The following is a 16,897-nucleotide window of genomic DNA, read 5'->3' on the forward strand; positions in this document are numbered from 1 at the left end:
TCGCATGTCGATGTTCCTCTCCATATTTGATCTGCAAAAACCGTAGAGGACGCTAAAGATATCGCAAAAAGAGCTAATCGATAGCGAGAAAAGCACCTTTTCATATACTCACCCTTTTTTTTAGAAAACTACTACTTCACCACCAACTGAGATGCTATGATCTGAAAAATATAGAATCTCTTTCTAACACGCATACCCCGATTATTTTATAATGTCAACTCCTTAAGCTCCAAAAGCAGAATAAACTAATGTCAAAGTTATAATAAAAATAGAACAATAAAAACAAGTTCCTTGTGAACTTTTTTGATTAATTAAGATTTAAGTGTGATTAACACATCATTAAGAACTTCTTTTTTACCCCATGTTCCATTTCATTTCACACGGGGACCCCGGCGCAGAATAACGGAACTGAAATAAAAGGACACGAATTAGTAAATATCACGACTTGAGTGTGATTAAAACATCGTTAAGAACATCTTTTGAGACAACATTTTTAAAGAAGTTAATATTTGAAAAGAGTTCTCGCGTTGGCTCAGTTAGTTGTGCAAAGCGTTCATCATATTCAACTTCAACGTGCACGGCAGGAAAGAAATCAAATTTATCGACATATTTTTTCACAATGTCTTTACGGAACAGATAATTAATAAATGGATAAATTAAATCATCCTTTTTAGTAGCGGCGGTTATAGCAAATGAGTCAATCACCGCAAACGCACCTTCTTTTGGTACAATAAATTCAATGTAATCAAATTTGCGCATAATCTTTAAAAAATCACCAAACCATGAAACAACCACGGGTACCACGCCAGACGCCAACACATACTCAGGGCGAGAATCAGTATAAATTTCAACATGTGGTTTTTGTTGTAACAACAAAGATTTAATCTGTTCGATTTCATGCATAGCAAGTTGTTCATACCGTCCAAATAAATATAATGCTGCTATGGAGACCAATTCACGAATGTCCTCAACAGTACTAATACGTTCTGGCATAATACGTTCATCAAAAATCAATCCCCATGTGGTAGGAATAGCATTGCCTTTCCAATAACGAGCATCAACACCCAAGCCAAACAATGACCAATAAAAAGGAATGGTATAGTCATTATTAGGATCAAAATAATGGTTGCACAAAGCAGGATATAAACTATCCCACGCTTGTATTTTATTGCGATCAAGTTTTTTGATCAATCCATTTTGGATCATTAATTGTGCTGCCCAATCTGACGGCATCACCACATCATAATCATGGTTACTACTCGATTGTAATTTAACAAAGAGTTCTTCATTATTTTCAAAGTAACTCATGTTGACATGAATTCCCGTTTCTTTTTCAAAGTCAGACAAAAATTCTTTATCAAGCACCTGTCCCCACACAAGTACATTAATATTTTTCCCCTTACCAATATATTGTGTCAATCGTCCAACATATAAAAAGGCCAAAATAATAATCATCCAAAAACAAAGAATACTTATTTGAATGAATAGACCTAATGATGCGCGCTTCATTTTGGTATCCTTACTTTCTTTACATGTAAAAGCGAAAAGACAATCACCAACAAACTACTGATAATGAGCATGATCGTTGACAATGCATTCAACATTGGTGATGCCCCTGTGCGAATCACAGTAAAAATATACAATGGTAATGTTTGAACGGATGCACCTGCACAAAAAAATGAAATAATAAAATCATCAAGTGAAATAATAAAAACCAAAAGTCCTGCAGCAATTAGTGCTGGTGCCAATAATGGCAATACAATCTTAAAAAAAGTTTGTCGTTTAGTCGCACCAAGATCATATGATGCTTCAATAAGATTAACATCAAGCTCAACAAAGCGCCCATGCAGAATGGGAATTACATAACCAAGACCGAGGAGTGTATGTCCAACAACCAATGTTGTTGCACCAAGAGAAACGGAAAAAAAAGAAAAAAGAGAAAGTAAACCAACCGCTAGAACTATTTCTGGCATGGCAAGACTTCCATAAAAAAGCAAAAGCAACCTATTGACTGTTGCACGTGACCCAAAAAATATAAATGTAGATCCAAGCGTTAAACTTAATGCAACTGAAGCTCCAGCTATCAACAAAGAATTTTTAAGCGCATGCCATACTTCTGTTGAAGCAAAAAGATCTGCATACCAATGCGTTGTAAATCCAAGCCAATTATGAGTAAATGCATTGTTATTAAAAGAAAAAATCACCAACACAAAAATGGGAAGATACAAAAAAAGATACAATGCTGCTACCGCAAGTGGCATACAATATGATGAAAATCTTTTCACTATTCCACCTCTTTTTGTATTGCTTGCAAAGGAACTTTACACCACCAATTAAATAATAATGCACAAATCAAAAGTACAAATCCACTAAGCATCGTAAATGCCGCTCCCAATTGATTATCACGCGCAGCTAAAAAGTAATGCGACACCAGTGAACCAACAAACATTTGTTGACCGCCACCTATAATTGCAGGAATCGCAAATTCACCAAATGCTGGAACAAACACCAAGAAAACCCCCGTTTTTACTCCCGACATTGAAAGAGGTATCGTAATACGCTTAAAAGTTTGCCAATGAGTTGCACCAAGATCCATAGAAGCTTCCAGCATATCATGCTGAATTTTTTCTAAAATACTATACAAAGGCATCATCATAAAAGGTAAGTAATAATAAATCATCACAACAATAATGGCGTACATATTGTTAATCATGTGAAGCGGCTCTTGAATAACACCCATTTTCAATAACGCAGTATTGATCAATCCATTATAATCAAGCACAAATACCCATGAATAAATTTGGATTAAAAAATTGGTCCAAAATGGTAGCGTTAGCAAAAAAAGTAGCCCGTTTTTCCAACGAGAATCTACACGCAATGCAAGAAAATAGGCAACAGGATATGCTAAGATTAGACAAAAAAATGTGACGCACAAAGCTACAAAAGCTGAGCGCGCAATAATATACAAATAAGCTATGTTAAAAAGAGTAACATAATGAGAAAATGTCACATCAAATAACGATGAATCTGCAACCCGCTGCAAACTAATAAAAATAACAAGCACAAGCGGTACATACAAAAATAGTACCTGCCATAAAACTGCTGGTACTGTAAGTATAAATGATGAATTTTTAGAAATAAATTCTCTGATTGTTTCTTTAATTTTCATTTTTCAAGTAACACCACATTTTCTTTTTGCCAATATAAAAATACATGATCATCATAATCAATAATTTCTTGCGGGAAATGTTCTTCGTTCTGTTCAAATACCTGAATCACTTCGCCATTTTGTAACCGAACATTATATTGCGTTGAACGTCCATGGTACACAATTGACTGCACCGTTGCCTGCAATTCATTAGAAAAGCCAGTCATTGGCGTTTTGCTAATTTCAATTTTTTCAGGACGTATGCTCATAAAAATAGTGTTGCCATTGCGCATCCACTCTTTCTCTTTTGATCCGACAACATCAAATATGCCAAGACCAGGAAATTCTATTTTGTACGCACCATCATTAACATGCAATACGCCTTTAAGTAAATTAGTTGTACCAACAAATGCAGCCACAAATGTACTTACTGGAAATTCGTAAATTTCTTTTGGCGTACCCACTTGTTCAATTTCTCCATCATCATTCATAATTGCCATGTGATCGGCAACCGTTAATGCTTCAAATTGATCATGCGTAACGTATACAAATGTGGTTTTGAGCGTAGCTTGTAAATCAATGAGCTCAATCAACATTTTTTCACGTAATTTTAAATCTAATGCAGCAAGTGGTTCATCGAGCAATAGAACATCTGGTTCATTAATTACCGCACGTGCAAGCGCAACTCGTTGTTTTTGTCCACCAGAAAGATTGTTGATAGATTTATAGATATGTTTATCAAGGCCAACTGTTTTTAATATTTTAACAACTTTTTCTTCGATAACATTTTCTGGTACATTGCTGATAGATAAGCTATACGCAACGTTATCAAACACATCCATGTGAGGGAAAAGTGCATAATTTTGAAAAACCGTATTTACTCGACGCTGATAAATAGGCATATGAGTAATATCTTCATCACCCAAAAAAATTGATCCACTATCAACTTGTTCTAAGCCAGCGATTAAGCGCAAAAGCGTTGTTTTTCCGCTGCCACTTGGACCAAGAAGTGCAAAAAATGTACCTCCCGGTATGGTCAATGAAAGGTTATCTACTATAATTTCGCCATTATAACGTTTGGTAACATTTTGGAAACAAATCTCCCTCATCAATTCCTCCAATTCTTGCCATCATGATTGATGTACATGCGCATTACTTTTTTTGACCTAATCGCGCCATCGTCATAGGCACAACAACATCTGCCAATGTGCATGGTACAACAACAGCAATAATTAAAAGAACAAAAACATTCCCGATAGAAACATACCAGTTAGTAAAGCCATGTGATATCAAATAAAATGTAGACGCTAGAGAACTGATAGTAATATGTGATGCATGGGAAGTGAGTGAATATCCGCCCTGCTTACTGGAGTGGTGGCTACTCATAACAAAACCATTAAGTAAACCAACAATCAAGAATGGTATAACGCGTTGCGGTTCTGTGAAAAAGCACATATGAAAGTGCATATCAACGCCAAGAATTCTACCACCAATATAAGGAAGTACGGCATCAGAGAGCATACAAAAAATTATGGTTGATATCGTACCAACAATTAATGCTCTCAGATAATTTTTGGAAAAACGACAAAAGGTAATGATTGTTCCCGTTGCTGCAAAAACAATATGCATAAAGTGGAAGCTATGGAACAATGCTTTGCTACCTTTCTTAACTATGGCAGGATCAATCCCCATAGAAAAGACTGAATAAATACTTAACATAATCAAGCTGAATGCTACTGAATAAATTGCATAGGGCAAATGACAGAATAATTCATGTAAAATTGTATTTTCGCCATGATGACTGTGATCATGATCATGACTGTGTGAGTGCTCATCGTGCATGATAAACCCCTATTTAAAAGACTAATTTCAATCTAAAGTACTATTATATAATGTAGCAGAAAATAAGGGTATGTGAAGAAATGACAGAATTTGACAAAAATCTGCTAACAAAAAAAGCCAAGTGCTACTTTTCAGTAACACCTGGTCTTAATCTTTTATAAATTGGCATTAATTATATTTTATAGAAAACATTACCCCACCTATCAGCACGGTCGCCACAGCATTCAACATATCTTTTTTTAAACTTTCCTCGCTTCCTAGAATGTGATCAAGAGCCGGCTTAACAATGCATTCTTGCGCAGCTTCTCCAGCAACCTGAAATACTAGCCCTTTACCAAACGCTTGAAGATTTTCAGAATCTAGTCCTTCTTTACCATCTAGCCGGATAATGCTAATAGCTCGTGTTGTACCAGCGGCTAGAGCAAACTTTATATTCTCGCCAACAAAAGGAGGAACATTTTGTGTAAACTGTTTTACCGAATCATTTTCGCTGAATTTTTTTGCACCTAAGTCTAAGATAAAATATGTACCCCCAAACACGATAGGCTCAACTGTATACTCACTCGTTATTCTCTCCCAAAATTTATCATCAACTTTTTCAGAGGTTGACCGACCCTTGGGATAATATGCAGCATATCTGTAAGTAGCGCCGAATGTCTTTTTAACACTTTCCTTAACTTCTGGCATTGCTATCATAACATCGGCCCAAGACAAGACTGAAAAAAACAAACTCAATATTATTACTTTTTTCATGAAAACACCCTAATAAATAGTTAAAATTCTTATTGTTATTAATTTTATCACAAATAGAAAGCGTCACAACTCCTCCATCCAATTGTCCCCCTTTCGCATAAAGCTGCGGCGGGCAAGACGAAGGACGCAGTTAAAACGCCTGCCCAAATGTTAAAAACCAAGCGAAAGAGCGTTCTATTGCCAACTGCTTGCGCCAGCGCCAGCCAATGTCAAAACGCAACGGTCCCAGCGGGGTAAAAATACGCAACCCAAACCCGGTTGCAGCCAAAATATCCTGGGTTCTGAAATCGGCAAACATGGTGCCGCTCAGCGCACCGATATCTTGAAAAATCACGCCGCCTATTTTTTTCCACACCGGAAAGCGCAATTCTATATTGGCATTCATCATCGTTCTGCCACCTTTGGGTACCACATGCTGTTTGCCATTATCATCAACAAATACGCCAAGTGGTGGTGCAAGATCTGCCTCATATCCACGCAACGAATGGGATCCGCCCAAGTAAAAACGTTCCGATGGCATAATACCAGAAAATTCGCGGTAAAAAATATGTCCACACCGAAAACGTAATGCAGCGACAACTGATTTTATTGGGACAAAAAATGATTGTTCAAATAATGCTTTGAAAAAAAATGAATCTCTATATTTGTGCACCAAAGGGAGCATCATCTTTAATGAAAATAATCCCACCCCACCGTGCGTTGGATTGAGTGCATTATCAAGACGCTCAACCATTATTGTTGGTTCAGTAAAAAAAAATGGAACAGTTTTATCAATCAGCTGAGGCTTAAAATCAATTGCCTGCGCAAACGATAACTGTTCTTCATCATCTTTGATGTGTAACTTCATCCACTCACAGCCATTATTCCAGCCAACATCAAGATGCTGCGTTTTTTTTTGCAACCCAACAAAAAAACCATTCTGTATAACGGTATAAATATCATTCACACTACTATCTACCCTAAAACCTGGTTGATCGTACACAATACTATAAACTTGGAACGTGGTAAAAAAGGGATTTTTTGTGTACCACGGCCGGCGATAGCGCCCAACAATTTCCCGATGCGAGCGAGCAAAATCACAATCGAATCGCAATTGATCTGCACAATTAGTTGGATTTTTAATAATCGTAGTTCCACCAATTTTATATGTCACACCAGAAAACGTTTGATATTTACGCACATGCTGCAATTCAAGACCAGCACGTGCTCGCACTTCATATCGATCATCAAGATGTAACTTAAGAAGAATTGGCTTATCTTCACTGCTGTCACTATGATCTGCTGCAAAATGGATTGTTTCAAAAATTTCTAAATCTTTGAGCGCTCTAAAAGATCGTTTTATACGTGCCTGGTCCCACAGCTCTCCTTCCGTATAAAAAAGAAAATGTTCAATATAAGAAAAAGGAAACGATGAACTACCAAGTACAATTGTTTTTCCAAAATGAACTTTTTCGCCCGGATCAACAATCCACGTGATAGATACATATTCATTTTGAGGAATTTCCAATGAAGTTCCAACGTAGCTGGGGTTAGAGTCTATCACTGGCTTAAGACGAGGATGCAAATATCCCAAAGATTGGAAATGTTTTACCAACCATGTCCGCTGCTCTTCAACAATTTTAATATCGAACAGAGTGGGCTCAACGGAATTACTCTTTTTGAAAGGTCCTTGCTGATCAAATTCAGGATACCCTTCAACCACAGAATTAGTAACATATTTTTTACCGCCTTCATCAACTGTTGCAACGAGTACGAATTCATTCTCAACATCTGTTGGAACACAGTCATGAGCAATAACAATAAAAGAAAGAAATCCTTGCCCAAAATAAAAATTGGTTAAAAGACTCACCGCTTCATCATAGAGTTGCGCATCATAATAAGAATGTTTAAGCAACTTACCAAAACACTGTTTTTTTATAACAGCCTGATCTATATTTGTTCCATTTTTTATTTCAATCGCTTTAATAACGGCACGAGAACCCTCTTTAATCACAAAAAAAGAACGTTCTTTTTCTTCCTGAGTCACTACCTCTACACTCAAAAACCCTTTATCTTTATACGCTCGCACTATTTCTTCCGCCAACAAAGAAGCTGGCAACAACCACACTGATTGGCCAAAATCTAAAATTTTATCAAGTAACTCTTTTTTTGAAAAAAAACGATGCCCAAAAAAAACAATTTCTCTCTTTTGATGTATTGTGATTTTTAACGTGAGATTAACCAGTGCGCGTCGATAATCGATTTCTTCTTTGCATGCAATGGCACTGTGCAAAAAACCCTTTTTTGCCAGATAATCTTTTAATATTCGCACCTGGGAATTCAACTGATCTTTGGTAAAAGAATGTGACGATAATGCATGCGAAAGTTTTTTGCACACAACTTTACGTAAATCTTCCCCTTCATCATATATTCCATCTTCACTGATTATTGCAACGTCAACGGAACCAAAAGAAAAACACTTACCTTTTTTTATAGAAATATGTGCTATCACTTCTTTTGTGTGATAATCATACTCAAGGCTACTTGAAACTCTGCGATTAAAATAACCACTGTTCTTCAAAAAACCTTTTATTCTGACAATAGAATGATTATGTTTTGATTCTTCAAAAACATCTCCTCGCTCCATAAGATAGAATTGCTGAAAAAGATGTTTGCCTTGATACACATGATGAAGTTTAATTTTTTTAAAAGTCCATTCACTTTCAAAAACAAAATGTAAATGAACACCATTTTCACCGGTAACAACATTCATTTTTATTGTAAGAAATTTGTTCTTTTTAGCAAAGCGCTCAAGCGCGGCAATGATTTGGTTTTGATGTATATTGTCTCCCTTACTAAACCCAAGTAAGTGCAAAAACTCTTCCCGCTGAAATGCAACATCTGATTCAAAAGAAATCTCTTCAACAGTAACGTTCGTTGTGAAAACATTTTTAATGATCTCTATATCTATAATATTGTTGGAAAAAACAACTAAACTTTCCTCTTGAGCTTGAGCACCAAAAGAACACAGCAAGAAAATAGAGACGACTACCTGGTGCCAAAAGAGCGATTGATTCATATAATACAATAACCGGTGGAATGGTTAGCTAATGTTACAACACATACCAACAGTGTACCAAAAAACGAAACCCATTACCGAAATTGTTTCTTTCCGCTCGCCCTGAGTGCCACGATAGTGGTGTATCGAAAGGTAAAGCGACAAGAAGACAAAGACTAAAATCTTTCTTATGTTACACCCTTCGATACATTTTTGAAGACAAAAACACTCAGGGCGAGCGGAAGAGAAAGTTATAAATTGTTTTCATCCCCTGAGTGTTCTTCGTAGCGGGTAAAAAATAAGATTTTGAAAAAATTGCTTCTTACTCCAAAATCCGAAAAATTCCTCTGTAATCTTTCTCTTTTAAAAATGGTTCAACTTGTACATCTTCAGGGACATTAATACCAAAGCCTTGATGAAGATTATCAAGAAAAGAATCAATATTATCTTTTGAACCACACGCAATGATAACAATTTCATTCGGCTCAACAAACTGCACCGTTCCTTCCACACCTAATTTTCGCGCAGCTGACTGAACAGAATCTCGAAAACCTCCATCTGGCACACTCGATGTCAAAGTAATTTTTAGACATTTCTTCATTACTCTATCCTTTTAGTAAAACTTTTCGAAAAAAATAACAAATCAAGACTCTGCATGTCAAAGACTTTAAGCGAAAACCAACGGCACAAGTCTGGACTTTGAAATATTGATCGGTAAACTAAATATATAGTTAAGATCCACATAACAAGGAATCAAACAATGCAAAAAGTTCGTGTGCGCTTTGCTCCGTCTCCTACTGGCATGATGCACTTAGGCAATGTTCGCGCAGCACTCATCAATTTTCTTTTCGCAAAGCAAAAACAAGGTGTTTTTGTCTTGCGCATCGAAGACACTGACGCTCAACGCATGTTTGACCCACAAGCACAAAAAATTATTGAAGATCTTGCTTGGCTTGGACTTTCATACGATGAAGGCCCTCATGTTGGTGGCCCATATGCACCATATTACCAATCTGAACGCACACACCTCTATCAAGAACAGTTAACCGCTCTTGAGAAGAAAAACTTAATTTATCGTTGTTTTTGCACTGAACAAGATTTGGAAAAAAAACGATTGCGCCAACAAGCCCTCAAACTTCCACCACGCTATGATCGCACATGCATGGCACTAACACAAGCAGAAATTGACCGTCTTTTGGCAGATAAAACTTCCTATATTTGGCGCTTTAAGTGTGACCATAACCTTTCTCTAACCATTAACGACTTGGCTCATAGTACCATCACTTTTAGCATGAGTAATTTTTCTGACTTTGCTGTCACCCGCCAAGACGGTAGTTTTACGTTTATTTTCGCGAATTTTGTTGACGATCTTCTGATGGATATTACCCATATTTTCCGCGGAGAAGACCACTTATCAAACACTGCAAACCAAGCCGCTCTTTTCCATGCAGTCAATGCTCAGCTTCCCACATACTGGCACTTACCCATTTTATGTAATATAGAGGGCAAAAAACTTTCCAAACGTGATTTTGGATTTTCACTGCGCGATTTAAAAGACGCTGGTTTTTTACCTGAAGCAGTTGCCAATTATGTTTCTATTATTGGAGCTTCTTTTAAAGATGAGATAATGCCACTCGACGCACTTGCGGCAAATTTTAATTTTGACAATATCCATTCATCTGGTCGCATTACGTATGACGTTGAAAAATTAAAGTGGGTTAACAAAAATTGGATTACTCGTTATGAGCCAGAAAAATTAACTGCTCAATGTCGTCCTCTTTTGGAAGCTGCTTACGAAAATGCAACAGATATTGATCAAGCAACAATGACACAACTACTGCAAACAATTAAATCGGAACTAACAACTACTAATGATGCAGTACATGCCCTTGAATTTTATTTTGTTGAACCACACGTAACAATTGCCGATATTGAAGCATGCATACCAAAAACAGCGTACGAACCACTCAAACACATTATTAATGAGCACAAAAATTTGTTGCTCACAAATCACGCAGAATTTGCACAGCACATAAAAGTAGCGGCAAAAAATAACAACATACCGCTTAAAGAATTATTTTGGTTTTTACGACTTTCCATGATGGGCAAGACAAACGGCCCGGGAATTGCAGAACTTGTCGAAATGCTTGGTGGCAAAGAAGCGTTTAACAGAATAGAAAAGACATTAAACCTGCTCAGTTGAATTTTGTAAACGATTTGGTAATTTTTTGAAGTTGCGAATTAATCCTTCTGATTCAAAGTAAGCCATAATGGTTAAAAAAATGCTTTCATTTGAAGAAGGAACAAAAAATTCGAACAAACTTGTTGTAGGGTCAAGCGTGCGATCAAAAGAGACATGTTCATAACTGCGCAAGGTCGCAGTAAAAAACCAACATAATTCGCGTTCAACGTTTGCTTGGTAATAAGAGCAGTACAATGATTCCATGATTTTCACTGTATCTCTTTTCTTCTCACAAAGCAATGTGTAAAGTTTATGCTTGTATAGTATCATTAATTACGTTTACATTTGACTGACTTGCAAAAACAATGATATAAATGAGATGATTTGTTTGATGAAAAACAAAAAAAAGGAATAGTATGCTTCGCGATAAACAAAAAAGAATATCACATTTTTTACTATCTTTATTCATATTAATGCTCCCAGCGATGCATATGCCACTACATGCTGATTTAACAACTCTTGCAAAAAATGATCCCATTCCAATGTTTACTACACTCAACTTGGATGATTCATTATTACTTACCAGAGAACAGCTATTATACAAATTTGATGGATCCGGCGGCAGAGATTATGATTGGGCTGATAAAAAGCGCAATCGCGTAAACATCTCTATTTCTCCTTTTGCGCAAAATGCCGATCGTGGTAAAACCATTAAAGGCTCACAGCTGTGTACCGAGAGCCCTATTCCTAATCCACTAGGATGCTCAACACGAGTAGATACCCCTCTTGGTGATCTTACCGGTCGAACAAATATGATTGCACTTTTATATAATAACGGCTGTGTTAATACCGCTACTTCGTTGCCAGCAGGACAATGCCTCGACAATGGCTGTCCTAACCCAGATGCCGCTTTACCAGGAAAACAATGCCTACCTCCTGTTTTAACAGCCGCCTTGAATCAATTATTTCCAGAAACCGCTCAAGGCAGTGGCATACGCCCTGGCCTTAATGATGAAGCAAATATAGATCCAGAAGAACGATTCGGCTTTTTTTCTTTTCCGATAAAGTATAGAAAACGTGGATTACGAGTCGAAGCAAGCGGATTACTTTGGTATGGATTTGGATTGCAACTACAAACAGGTTTTAGTACTATTCGTCAAGTCCACGAAGAAACTATTAATTTAACTGATGAAGACACTTTTACTCCCAAAACATCTACGGTTACTGAACCCAACGTAAACAATTTCTTGATGGAACAAATAATTGCTATCACCGATGAATTGGAAATCGATTTTTGCAATGACTTTATTGAAACCTCAATGGAAGATGTTCGCTTTAATCTTTTCTGGCGAGCAGCTTTTCCGATAAATGAAGATGCTGAAAACACATGGGCTCGCTTTCTTACAATTCCATACTTTAAAGCTTCAGGAAGTTTTTCACCGGTAAAAATAGACAACGGCCGTCATTTCTTTGCTGCTCCATTTGGCGACAATGGTCATGCGAGCGCCGGGCTAACCGCAGGGGTTAACCTTGATTTTCTTGAGACAATAGAAATTGGTGGTGAAGTCGGCTGGACTCATTTCTTTAAAAAAGATTATTGTAATATGCCTATTCCTAACAACGAATTCCAAAATAACCTTTTCCCTTTCTCAACAAATGTATCCATCCAGCCGGGAGAGAACTGGTATTTTTGCGCCCGCCTAGCGGCATATCACTTTCTTGATCGTCTTTCTATGCATTTTGAGTGGTATGTACTTGATCATCAGCCAGATCATATTTGTCTTCAAACTCCCGATCCAGCATTCACGCCAGAGGTGCTCGAGTGCCAATCAAGCTTTAAGGTAAAACTTGGCAATGCAGGCTTCAATTACGATCTATCACCTAATTTTGGTGTTGGATTCCTGTGGCAAATACCATTTTCACAGCGCAACGCCTATCGTAGCTCCACAATTATGGTTGGTCTTAATGTAACATTCTAGACAGTGGGACTAAAGTACAGTATTATAGTAGATAATGAATTTGTATCCTTTCTTCTTCGCATCCTTCGATACACCCCTACGGGGCACTCAGGACGAGCGGAGAACAGCTGGACGCATCTTTTCCGCTCACCCTGAGTTTTTTGTCTTCAAAAAGTATCGAAGGGTCAGAATGAGCGCGATGAGAAAAGTAAAAAAATTAGTGTAATCAAACATTTTAAAGAAAGGTTGTTGATCTCTTATGTCAAAACGATCAAACATCGAAATTTCTGTCAGTGGACACATCGATAAAGCTCTCAGACAATTAAAAAAGAAAATAGAACGCGAAGGTATCGTACGCGATATGAAACGTACTGTTTACTTTGAATCAACAACACAAAAAAGAAGAAAACGCCTTGTTCGCGCTATCAAACAAAACATGATGCGCATGATCACCAACGGCACTGCACCTAAAGACTAATCCCCATGAGCAAACAACAGCAAGAAATAAAACGAGCACAAAAAGAATCGTATTTTTTTAGAGAAATTTCTAATCTATTTCTCCAAATTACCATCGATGAACCACGCCTCAGTGGATTATATATCAGCAGAATAAGCCTTTCCTCTGACGGTGGAACATGCGTTATTTTATTTCTTGCCTCCAACGGCAAAGCTGAGTTCGAAGAAAAACGATCTATTCTAGTACTTTATAAAGCTTCGCTACGCACATCTTTAGCAAAAACATCTCATGGCCGCTACACACCAAAATTGATTTTCCGCTATGATGAAGATCATGAAAAAGCAGAAAGAATCAATCGTCTGATTGATAAGTTAAAAGATGAAGGAAAATTATAATACCTTATTATTTTCTGATTCCCCTTTTTTTGTGCTGGGGATCTTTTTTAAACGTTCTTGCATATCGCTTGATATTGGGACAATCAATAGTAAAACCTCGATCATCGTGTCCCAAATGTAAAAAGTTTATCGCGTGGTATGATAACATACCAGTTCTTTCGTGGTTGCTTTTGTGTGGAAAGTGTCGCAATTGCACACAAACAATTTCTTTTTTGTATCCATCTATTGAAATTCTCACCGCTGTTTCACTCTCACTTTTATATAATTATATTCCTCATTATTATTTCTTCGGCTACTTCATATTTTTTTCTGCATTAATCGTCACTATCAGGTCTGATATAGAAACAATGCTGATTTCCCGCTATGCAACAATATTTCTTGTTCCATGTGGTCTTTTTATGAGTGCGTATGGCCTATTGCCATTATCATTACGAGAAAGCATTTGTGGTGCCATTTTTGGATATTGTTTTTTATTTATCATCAACAGTATTTTTAAATATCTGCGTAATATAGACGGTATTGGAGAAGGTGATTTTGATCTTCTTTTGTTCATAGGATCATTTACCGGAATAATAGGTTGTTGGATAAGTATTACCATTGGTTCTATTCTTGGTTCTTTCTATGGAATAATCAGTCTCCTTTGTGCACAACAGAAAAAAGACCTTACACATGCTAAAATTCCTTTTGGTCCATTTCTTGCAATTGGAGCTCTTGTCTTTACATTCATTCAAAAACAAATTTTTTATTATTTGCTCATACATTAGCCATCACCTTTTTTTCAACTTTTTCTTGCATAAAAAACAAGTTATTACTAATTTTGGATAGTAATCATTCTAAAAAAAGGAGTCTAAATGATGTTAACGGCAAAAAAACTGCTGCACCTCTTATTATGCACACAGATAATAACAACATACAACTATACCATTCCTGCAGAAACAGATCCCCAATCTATTGTTAATATTGCGCACCTAACAACAAAAGTAAAAGATGTTGTCATGTTTATGCGCGAGTTAGCTGACGCAAAAGATTGGACAGAAGAACTTAATACCGTGTACCTTGCAATCCAACAGAATAAAAGTATAATATCTCGCCCACACGCTCAAGCTGCGGTAAACAGTGTGCTTACCTTTCTGGATAAGCATGAAAAATCTTTTAAGAACCAAAAAGATTTTGTCACAATTTCTACCTATCTAAAGGATTATGTATCTCAATTAAAAAATGGCACACAATTGCTTGAGATTACCAACAAAAAAACTCTCACTAAAAATAAAAACTGTGTAAAAATCGTATCTGATGAAAAATTCCTTTCTATACTCAAAAGTGCACGTGACAGTTTACATAATTGCTGCCCAGTACAACACAAACCACAATGCGATCTTGATGAAGGCCCAAAAGGAGAACGAGGCCCTCGCGGTAAAAGAGGAGAAGAAGGACCGACTGGTCCAACAGGCGCAACAGGAGCTACTGGACCTACCGGTGCAACTGGTGCAACCGGTGATTTTGGCACAACAGGTGCAACCGGCGCTAGTGGCGGAACAGGTGCTACTGGATCAACTGGCGCTAGTGGATCAACTGGTTCAACGGGCGCAACTGGTGCTACTGGCCCAACATGTATAGGTGAAACAGGTACAACTGGCACTGCTGGTGCTACTGGTGCTACTGGCGCTCCCGGACCAACTGGTTCCACTGGTCTTAATGGATTAAACGGTCAAACAGGTGCTACTGGCGCAACCGGTCCAGCTGGTGGTACTGCAGCAACTGGTCCCACAGGTGAAACAGGCGCCACTGGTGCTACTGGTGCTACTGGCCCAACTGGTGCTACTGGTGATACTGGCCCTCTCGGCCCAACTGGTAATACTGGCGTAACAGGCGCAACTGGTAACACAGGCGCAACTGGTGCTACAGGCGCAACTGGTGTGAGAATTGTTGAATATGGGTATGTTTACAACCTAGCAGCACAAGTAGTTGCAGTTGGAGGCAGCGTTCTTTTTGACAGTAATGGTCCTTTAACTGCAAGCATTGGACACACTGCTGGTACTGCTACCGTAACTCTTGCTGCTGCAGGTACCTATAGATTTACCTTTACTGTATCAGGAACAGCTGCAAACCAATTCACTATCTTTGTTAATGGTGTTGCAGATACAAGTACAACGTATGGAACAGGTGTTGGTAGTACACCAAATGTAGGACAAGCAATTATCACTGTTCCCGCAGCTACTGCAATTACCCTCAGAAACTTTACATCGGCAGGAGCTATTACACTGCCTACAACTTTGGGTGGAACAGAACCAAATGTTAATGCTTCACTCGTAGTTGAACAGCTTGCATAACAAACCAAAAATAAAAAAGCACACGAGAAAAAATTTCGTGTGCTTTTTTTATCCTTCGACAAGCTCAGGATGAGCGGACGATGCTAAGTCAAATCATCGCGAACAATAACAATATTATTGTTTTCATCAACCGTTATAATATCCACATCTCCATCGCCATCAATATCGCCAGCAGCAACCGCAACAAACCCCGCTTTATCAGCACGCGAGCCTTGTATTTGTGCACCTAATTTGCCGATAAAATTATTTCGCCCCTCCGCACCAGTAAATCCATATGAATAATATGTTTTCCCTTCTGGCTTCCAACCAATTCCACCTTCACCAAGCAAGACATCGGAATAAGTACCGTGTTCTGCATAATATGCTTTTTCTGCAGCATAGATAGAACTTAAATTCATGTATGCTTCAGCACGTTTTGCTTTGGCCAAAAAACGATTAAAGTTGGGAACAGCGATCATTGCAAGAAATGCCATAATCGCAATCACAACCATCAGCTCAATTAAACTAAAACCAGTTCGCTTCATTGAAAAACTCCTTGTATAAGACACAATAAAATATTTATCACTAGCCTATTGCAAGATAGTACAATAATCATAATGCCCACAATAAGATAAATATTTCATAAACAAAGAGATTCTTTCTTTCCTACAAAAAGACATTCTATACTTATACAGCAGTTATGTGCGATGACAATAACGGCAGAGGGGAATCGAATGAAAAAAACTATTGTGTTTTTTTTAATAAGTATCTATTCTTGCACCAATCATTGCATGGATACACCTAAATCTATGTGGT

General features: G+C 37.5%; 16 protein-coding genes. 6 read left to right on the forward strand and 10 right to left on the reverse strand.

Translation table 11 applies throughout. The annotated features are described in order from the left end of the window. Window positions 1-438 precede the first annotated feature (438 nt). From VJJ26_03870 to VJJ26_03905, 8 genes are all read right to left on the reverse strand, one after another. Window positions 439-1,509, reverse strand: a complete 1,071-nt coding sequence (locus VJJ26_03870) for a spermidine/putrescine ABC transporter substrate-binding protein (GenBank protein HLC07300.1) — start codon at window positions 1,507-1,509, stop codon at window positions 439-441. Continuing rightward, window positions 1,506-2,285, reverse strand: a complete 780-nt coding sequence (locus VJJ26_03875) for an ABC transporter permease (protein HLC07301.1) — start codon at window positions 2,283-2,285, stop codon at window positions 1,506-1,508. Before VJJ26_03875 ends, VJJ26_03870 begins: the two co-directional genes overlap by 4 nt. Continuing rightward, on the reverse strand, window positions 2,285-3,169 hold the full coding sequence (locus VJJ26_03880) for an ABC transporter permease (GenBank protein ID HLC07302.1): 885 nt from the start codon (window positions 3,167-3,169) through the stop codon (window positions 2,285-2,287). The genes VJJ26_03875 and VJJ26_03880 overlap by 1 nt, the downstream gene beginning before the upstream one ends. Further along, window positions 3,166-4,257: an ABC transporter ATP-binding protein gene (locus VJJ26_03885; protein HLC07303.1), complete on the reverse strand. Its 1,092-nt coding sequence runs from the start codon at window positions 4,255-4,257 to the stop codon at window positions 3,166-3,168. Before VJJ26_03885 ends, VJJ26_03880 begins: the two co-directional genes overlap by 4 nt. A gap of 43 nt (window positions 4,258-4,300) precedes the next feature. After that, window positions 4,301-4,990 (reverse strand): hypothetical protein, encoded by a 690-nt coding sequence (locus VJJ26_03890; protein ID HLC07304.1) that lies wholly within the window; start codon window positions 4,988-4,990, stop codon window positions 4,301-4,303. A gap of 168 nt (window positions 4,991-5,158) precedes the next feature. Further along, entirely contained in the window at window positions 5,159-5,743 is a 585-nt protein-coding gene (locus tag VJJ26_03895; GenBank protein ID HLC07305.1) for a hypothetical protein, read from the reverse strand. A 130-nt stretch (window positions 5,744-5,873) separates the two neighbouring features. Continuing rightward, window positions 5,874-8,801, reverse strand: coding sequence for a BamA/TamA family outer membrane protein (locus tag VJJ26_03900; GenBank protein ID HLC07306.1), 2,928 nt, complete (start codon window positions 8,799-8,801; stop codon window positions 5,874-5,876). Window positions 8,802-9,102: 301 nt separating this feature from the next. Then, entirely contained in the window at window positions 9,103-9,381 is a 279-nt protein-coding gene (locus VJJ26_03905; protein ID HLC07307.1) for an acylphosphatase, read from the reverse strand. Between the two features lie 159 nt (window positions 9,382-9,540). Between VJJ26_03905 and gltX the strand changes: the two genes are divergently transcribed. Continuing rightward, window positions 9,541-10,983, forward strand: a complete 1,443-nt coding sequence (gltX, locus tag VJJ26_03910) for a glutamate--tRNA ligase (protein ID HLC07308.1) — start codon at window positions 9,541-9,543, stop codon at window positions 10,981-10,983. On the opposite strand, the gene VJJ26_03915 is transcribed toward gltX, so the two are convergent. Next, window positions 10,966-11,235, reverse strand: coding sequence for a hypothetical protein (locus VJJ26_03915; GenBank protein HLC07309.1), 270 nt, complete (start codon window positions 11,233-11,235; stop codon window positions 10,966-10,968). The genes gltX and VJJ26_03915 overlap by 18 nt on opposite strands. A 143-nt stretch (window positions 11,236-11,378) precedes the next feature. Here VJJ26_03915 and VJJ26_03920 point away from each other — a divergent pair, with 143 nt between their 5' ends. The 5 genes from VJJ26_03920 (at window position 11,379) to VJJ26_03940 (ending at window position 16,102) form a co-directional block, all read left to right on the forward strand. Continuing rightward, a complete protein-coding gene (locus tag VJJ26_03920) occupies window positions 11,379-12,941 on the forward strand; it encodes a hypothetical protein (protein HLC07310.1) in 1,563 nt (520 codons plus the stop codon). 238 nt (window positions 12,942-13,179) lie between these two features. Next, window positions 13,180-13,398 (forward strand): 30S ribosomal protein S21, encoded by a 219-nt coding sequence (rpsU, locus tag VJJ26_03925; GenBank protein HLC07311.1) that lies wholly within the window; start codon window positions 13,180-13,182, stop codon window positions 13,396-13,398. 5 nt (window positions 13,399-13,403) lie between these two features. Next, window positions 13,404-13,772: a ribosome-binding factor A gene (locus VJJ26_03930; GenBank protein ID HLC07312.1), complete on the forward strand. Its 369-nt coding sequence runs from the start codon at window positions 13,404-13,406 to the stop codon at window positions 13,770-13,772. 29 nt (window positions 13,773-13,801) lie between these two features. Further along, window positions 13,802-14,536, forward strand: coding sequence for a prepilin peptidase (locus VJJ26_03935; GenBank protein HLC07313.1), 735 nt, complete (start codon window positions 13,802-13,804; stop codon window positions 14,534-14,536). Between the two features lie 87 nt (window positions 14,537-14,623). Then, on the forward strand, window positions 14,624-16,102 hold the full coding sequence (locus VJJ26_03940; GenBank protein ID HLC07314.1) for a collagen-like protein: 1,479 nt from the start codon (window positions 14,624-14,626) through the stop codon (window positions 16,100-16,102). Window positions 16,103-16,185: 83 nt separating this feature from the next. Here the strand turns inward: VJJ26_03940 and VJJ26_03945 are convergent, their stop codons facing one another. Beyond that, window positions 16,186-16,626, reverse strand: coding sequence for a prepilin-type N-terminal cleavage/methylation domain-containing protein (locus VJJ26_03945; protein HLC07315.1), 441 nt, complete (start codon window positions 16,624-16,626; stop codon window positions 16,186-16,188). Window positions 16,627-16,897 lie beyond the last annotated feature (271 nt).

Source organism: Candidatus Babeliales bacterium (assembly GCA_035288105.1).
Taxonomy (GTDB): domain Bacteria; phylum Babelota; class Babeliae; order Babelales; family Vermiphilaceae; genus SOIL31.

Bases quoted from the DNA above. Each gene is read 5' to 3' on its own strand.
- VJJ26_03870 (HLC07300.1), bottom strand. From the start codon at position 1,509: ATGAAGCGCGCATCATTAGGTCTATTCATTCAAATAAGTATTCTTTGT.
- VJJ26_03880 (HLC07302.1), bottom strand. From the start codon at position 3,169: ATGAAAATTAAAGAAACAATCAGAGAATTTATTTCTAAAAATTCATCA.
- VJJ26_03885 (HLC07303.1), bottom strand. From the start codon at position 4,257: ATGAGGGAGATTTGTTTCCAAAATGTTACCAAACGTTATAATGGCGAA.
- VJJ26_03890 (HLC07304.1), bottom strand. From the start codon at position 4,990: ATGCACGATGAGCACTCACACAGTCATGATCATGATCACAGTCATCAT.
- VJJ26_03895 (HLC07305.1), bottom strand. From the start codon at position 5,743: ATGAAAAAAGTAATAATATTGAGTTTGTTTTTTTCAGTCTTGTCTTGG.
- VJJ26_03900 (HLC07306.1), bottom strand. From the start codon at position 8,801: ATGAATCAATCGCTCTTTTGGCACCAGGTAGTCGTCTCTATTTTCTTG.
- VJJ26_03905 (HLC07307.1), bottom strand. From the start codon at position 9,381: ATGAAGAAATGTCTAAAAATTACTTTGACATCGAGTGTGCCAGATGGA.
- gltX (HLC07308.1), top strand. From the start codon at position 9,541: ATGCAAAAAGTTCGTGTGCGCTTTGCTCCGTCTCCTACTGGCATGATG.
- VJJ26_03920 (HLC07310.1), top strand. From the start codon at position 11,379: ATGCTTCGCGATAAACAAAAAAGAATATCACATTTTTTACTATCTTTA.
- rpsU (HLC07311.1), top strand. From the start codon at position 13,180: ATGTCAAAACGATCAAACATCGAAATTTCTGTCAGTGGACACATCGAT.
- VJJ26_03930 (HLC07312.1), top strand. From the start codon at position 13,404: ATGAGCAAACAACAGCAAGAAATAAAACGAGCACAAAAAGAATCGTAT.
- VJJ26_03940 (HLC07314.1), top strand. From the start codon at position 14,624: ATGATGTTAACGGCAAAAAAACTGCTGCACCTCTTATTATGCACACAG.
- VJJ26_03945 (HLC07315.1), bottom strand. From the start codon at position 16,626: ATGAAGCGAACTGGTTTTAGTTTAATTGAGCTGATGGTTGTGATTGCG.